The sequence below is a fragment of the Xanthomonas sp. SHU 308 genome, assembly GCF_000364645.1.
Classification (GTDB): domain Bacteria; phylum Pseudomonadota; class Gammaproteobacteria; order Xanthomonadales; family Xanthomonadaceae; genus Xanthomonas_A; species Xanthomonas_A sontii.
The window spans coordinates 1-4,974 of sequence record NZ_AQOK01000311.1 but is presented as its reverse complement, the minus strand read 5'-3'; the positions used below and the strand labels follow the sequence as shown (position 1 = coordinate 4,974).

The 4,974-nt window shown below is 69.0% G+C and carries 4 protein-coding genes; 3 read left to right on the top strand and 1 reads right to left on the bottom strand.

Features of this window, described 5'->3' with window-relative positions; all coding sequences use genetic code 11:
* The coding region (locus tag D588_RS24505; protein ID WP_017916021.1) for a PrpF domain-containing protein at positions 1–307 on the top strand (307 nt) is incomplete at its 5' end.
* Positions 308–367: 60 nt separating this feature from the next.
* Here D588_RS24505 and D588_RS0111050 read toward each other — a convergent pair.
* On the bottom strand, positions 368–967 hold the full coding sequence (locus D588_RS0111050) for a hypothetical protein (RefSeq protein WP_232764280.1): 600 nt from the start codon (positions 965–967) through the stop codon (positions 368–370).
* A gap of 555 nt (positions 968–1,522) precedes the next feature.
* On the opposite strand from D588_RS0111050, the gene D588_RS0111045 reads away from it, so the two are divergent.
* Positions 1,523–3,742 (top strand): TonB-dependent receptor, encoded by a 2,220-nt coding sequence (locus D588_RS0111045; protein ID WP_017916019.1) that lies wholly within the window; start codon positions 1,523–1,525, stop codon positions 3,740–3,742.
* A 69-nt stretch (positions 3,743–3,811) separates the two neighbouring features.
* Positions 3,812–4,807, top strand: coding sequence for a nucleoside hydrolase (locus D588_RS0111040; protein ID WP_017916018.1), 996 nt, complete (start codon positions 3,812–3,814; stop codon positions 4,805–4,807).
* Positions 4,808–4,974 lie beyond the last annotated feature (167 nt).

Below are 4,974 nucleotides of genomic sequence, written 5' to 3'. Positions count from 1 at the left end.
CCCCCCTGCCGACATCGACCTGCTGGTGCGGGCGATGTCGATGGGCAAGCTGCACCACGCGATGATGGGCACCGCGGCGGTGGCGATCGGCACCGCCGCGGCGATCCCCGGCACCCTGGTCAACCGCGCCGCCGGCGGCGGCGAGCGCACCGCGGTGCGCTTCGGTCACCCCTCGGGCACCTTGCGGGTCGGCGCCGAGGCGCGCCAGGTGGACGGCCAGTGGACCGTCACCAAGGCCTTGATGAGCCGCAGCGCGCGCGTGCTGATGGAAGGCTGGGTGCGGGTGCCGGAGACGCCGGCCGGTTGAGCCGGCAGGCCGTGCGGAGGCGCCAGCGCCGCACGGCGCAATCAACGGTGGCGGGACCGCTCAACTGCAGTCCGCGTTGAGCGACGGGTAGGCCGTGTTGAGCAGCCACTTGCCGTTCGTGGTCCTCGAATTGGCGTACCAGAAGCAGACCTTGACCGGCTTGAACTTGCGCCAGTTGGTGCAGATGCCGTCCCCGTCGGCGGAGGTGCAGGCCCATCCCGCGGTGATGCCGACACTGGCCGCATCGACGATGTCCTTCGCGCCGCCACCGGTGCCGCAGTCGACGTGCTTGCCTGTCTTGGCCGCTGCCCAGTTGTTGAAGGCGCCCTGGAACGTCGCCCAGTTGGCGAACGCCGATTTTCCGAGCTGACTCTGCGCGCCGCTGGGCGGCAGCGGCGTCGTGGCGTTCTGCATGTGCAGGCCGACATGCCCGCCAGTACCGCCAGCGTCGCGATTGGCGGTGTCCGACGCGGTGCTGGCCACGATGTTGTCGACCGCGGTGCAGGTCTTGGCCTGGGCGGAGCAGGTGAGCAGCGTCGCGCAGAGCGCGGCGACGAGGGACAGGGATCGGGGTGTGAACATCGGGGTCTCTCCAGGGCAGCGCGGATGCGCGCTCTTCAGACGTCGCCAGCGGTCGCTGTGTGAAGCGGCGCGCGGCATGCGATGCGATTTCGTGCGGCCCGGTTGGGCTTGCGGCAGCGGGATGGCCGTCTACGCTGCTTGCCTTTCGGCCGAGGGCGACGAACGTGCGGTTTGGCGTGGGCTTTTGGGAAAGTGGCGTGCCATGGATCGAGCATCGTCGCGGCGGGTTGCTGTCACCGGTGCGCCAAAGCGGCCTGGAGCCTGAGGACTTCGCGCGTCGGGACTGAAGTCCCTCCCACAGGGCATCTCGGCGGTTCCATGCTCTGCTGCCAGCGCCACGGCGACGGCCACCGGCGACTGCGACTGCGCGCTGTGCATGCGCTTGTGGGAGGGACTTCAGTCCCGACGCAACCAAAAGCGGCTGCGGCCATCCGAAAAGGGAAGCCGGCCGGGGCCGGCAGGCGAGCAACCCCGCAACGGCCCCGCTTTTGCCAATCCCGACTCCCAAATCCCAAATCCCCGCCTCCCCAGGTGACGCCGGCCGCCGCAGGTTGTATATTTTGTGTTAATTATGCTGCGGCGCGGCAAGGACTCGGCGCGCTCCCGATTACGCCCACCCATCCCGGAGTTCCCATGTCTGCCAGTTGGTCGCTGCGCGCCAGTGCGCTTGCCGTTGCCGTCGTTTCCGCGCTTTCGTTCCCCGCCGCCGCCCAGCAGGCGGACAGCACCGACGGGGTCGCCCGTCTGGACACGATCAAGGTCACCGCCGAGCGCCGCGCCGAGGACTCCAAGGACGTGCCGGTGTCGGCCAGCGTGCTGCGCCCGGAATACCTGGACGCCATCGCCACCAGCGGCTCGGACGTGCGCGTGCTGGCCGGCAAGGCGCCCAGCCTCAACGTCGAGTCGTCCAACGGCCGCGTGTTCCCGCGCTTCTACATCCGCGGCTACGGCAACACCGACTTCAACACCTACGCCTCGCAGCCGGTGTCGCTGATCTATGACGACGTGGTCGCCGAGAACGCGTTCCTGAAGGGCTTCCCGATCTTCGACCTGCAGAGCCTGGAAGTGCTGCGCGGTCCGCAGGGCACGCTGTTCGGCCGCAACACCCCCGCCGGCGTGGTCAAGTTCAACTCGGTCAAGCCGACCATCGGCGCCAACGACGGCTACGCCAGCCTGTCCTACGGCACCTACGGCACCATGACCATGGAAACCGGCCTGAGCGTGGCGATGGGCGACAAGTGGGCCGCGCGCCTGTCGGCGCTGGGCCAGCGCCGCGGCGACTGGGTCGACAACACCATCGACAACCGCTCCTTCGAAGGCTACATGGACTCGGCGGTGCGCCTGCAGGTGCTGTTCCAGCCGGGCGAGGACTTCAGCGCGCTGTTCAACGCGCACGCGCGCCACCTCGACGGCACCGCGCGGCTGTTCCGCGCCAACATCTTCCAGCCGGGCACCAACCAGCTGGTCGCCGGTTTCGATCCGGACAAGGTGTCCATCGACGGCAAGAACACCCAGGAACTGCAGACCTACGGCGGCAGCGCCAACCTGACCTGGGACCTGGGCGACATCGTGCTGCACTCGATCACCGGCTACGAGGGCATCGGCAAGTACTACAGCCGCGGCGACATCGACGGCGGCTACGGCGCGGTGTTCGCGCCGCCGTCCGGCCCCGGGGTGATCCCGTTCCCGGTGGAGACCGCCGGCGGCATCAAGAACCTGGACCAGTACTCGCAGGAGCTGCGCGCCGAGTCGCAGTACGCCGGGCCGCTGAACTGGCAGGCCGGCCTGTACTACTTCAACGATTCGGTGGAAGGCGAGAACTACACCTACAACACCCTGGCCGGCGGCACCCTGTCCAGCTACCAGCTGACCCGCCAGCGCAACACGTCGTGGGCGGCGTTCGGCTCGCTGAACTACGCGGCCACCGAGCGCCTGAACCTGCGCGCCGGCATCCGCTACACCTACGACAAGAAGACCTTCGACGTGCTCGCGCTGGACCGCGTGACGCTGCAGCAGCCCTCCAGCGGCAGCACCGACAATTCCAAGGTCACCGGCGACCTCAGCGCCACCTACACCATCAACGACGACGTCAACGTCTATGCGCGCGCCGCCCGCGGCTTCCGCGGCGCCAGCTTCGGCGTGCCGTCGGCCACCGCGCCGCTGACCGTGGCTGCGCCGGAAACCGTGGATTCGTTCGAGGTCGGCATCAAGTCCGACCTGTTCGACAAGCGCGCGCGCCTGAGCTTCGACGTCTACGACTTCCGGGTGAAGAACCAGCAGCTGACCGCGGTCGGCGGCGCCTCCAACGACGTGCGCCTGCTCAACGCCGACACCTCCAAGGCGCGCGGCGCCGAGTTCGACTTCGAAGCGCTGCTGACCCAGAACCTGCGCATGACCCTGGGCGGCGCCTACAACTGGACCCGCATCGAGGACCCGACCCTGTCGGTGGGCGTGTGCCGCACCTGCACCGTGACCGATCCGGTCAACGCCTCCGGCCGCGCGCTGATCGACGGCAACGTGCTGCCGCAGGCGGCCAAGTGGATGGGCAACGCGACCCTGCGCTACGGCATCCCGGTCGGCGACGATGCCGAGTTCTTCTTCTTCACCGACTGGTCCTACCGCAGCGAGATCAACTTCTTCCTGTACGACTCGCGCGAGTTCGTCGGCCAGCCGCTGCTCGAGGGCGGTGCCAAGATCGGCTACAACTGGGGCGCCGGCGCGTACGAGGTCTCGGTGTTCTGCCGCAACTGCACCAACCAGATCCGCGCCACCGGTGCGATCGACTTCAACAACCTCACCGGCTTCATCAACGATCCGCGCATCGTCGGCGCGCAGTTCCGCGCCAATTTCTGATCCGCGGCCTCGCCGTTGCAACACCGACCGCCGGCTATCATGCCGGCGGTTCTTTTTTGGGAGACGCGCATGCGCGTGCTGAAGCAATGGGCGGCGTCGGCGCTGCTGATCGCGGCCGTGTGGGTGAACGATGCGACGGCGGCCACGGCGCCAGCAACGGCCGCGTCGCTGCAGAAGGTGGTGGTGTCCACCGACATCGGCGACGACATCGACGATGCGTTCGCGCTGGCGCTGCTGTTGCGCAGTCCGGAGCTGCAGGTGCTGGGCATCGCCTCGGCCTGGGGCGATACCGGCCTGCGCGCGCAGCTGCTGCAGCGGCTGCTGCAGCAGGCCGGCCGCAGCGACATCCCGCTGGCGATCGGCCAGCGCACCGACAGCACGATTCCCTTCAGCCAGGCACGCTGGGCAGCCAAGGGCACGCTGCCGCGCAAGGCGCCGGATGCGGCGCAGTTCATCCTGGACCAGGCGCGGCGCTATCCCGGCGAAGTCACCCTGCTGGTGCTCGGCCCGCTGACCGACGCGGCGCGCGCGCAGCAGCGCGACCCGGCCGGCTTCGCCCAGCTCAAGCAGGTGGTGCTGATGGGCGGCTCGGTGCGCGTGGGCTACGGCAAGTCGCGCTACCGCCCGCCGAGTCCGCCGGCGGCCGAGTACAACATCGCCGCCGACATCCCCGCTGCGCGGCGCGTGTTCGGCGCCGGCGTGCCGATCGTGATGCTGCCGCTGGACGCCACCCAGGTGACCCTGGAGGAGCCGGAGCGGGTGGCGCTGTTCGCTCATGGCGAGCCGCTGACCGATGCGCTGGCGCAGCTCTACTACCAATGGCGCGACACCGACCAGCCCTGGGCCAGCGCCACCCCGACCCTGTTCGACGTGGTGCCGGTGGCGCAGTTGCTCGATCCGGGCCTGTGCCCCACCGTGCCGCTGCGCATCGTGGTCGACGACAAGGGCTATACCCGCGAGATGCCGACGGCAGACGCGCCGGGGGCTGCGGCCAACGCGCAGGTGTGCCTGGCGCTGGACCGGCCGCGGCTGATCGCGCTGTACATGCAGCGGATGCTGCGCTGAGGCCTGCCCGCGATGCTGGGTCGCGGCGCTCGAGCCGATGGCGCTTTGCGCTGGAAATGCCATTGAGACAGTCGGCTGGCAGGTGCGCTCCGTCCAGCTGCGGAGCCGATGTCCTGCCGAGCAGCTAGGTGTGTAAACCCACCACGTTGTTCAGTGGAATTCGGGAG

Bases quoted from the DNA above. Each gene is read 5' to 3' on its own strand.
- D588_RS0111045 (WP_017916019.1), top strand. From the start codon at position 1,523: ATGTCTGCCAGTTGGTCGCTGCGCGCCAGTGCGCTTGCCGTTGCCGTC.
- D588_RS0111040 (WP_017916018.1), top strand. From the start codon at position 3,812: ATGCGCGTGCTGAAGCAATGGGCGGCGTCGGCGCTGCTGATCGCGGCC.
- D588_RS0111050 (WP_232764280.1), bottom strand. From the start codon at position 967: ATGCCGCGCGCCGCTTCACACAGCGACCGCTGGCGACGTCTGAAGAGC.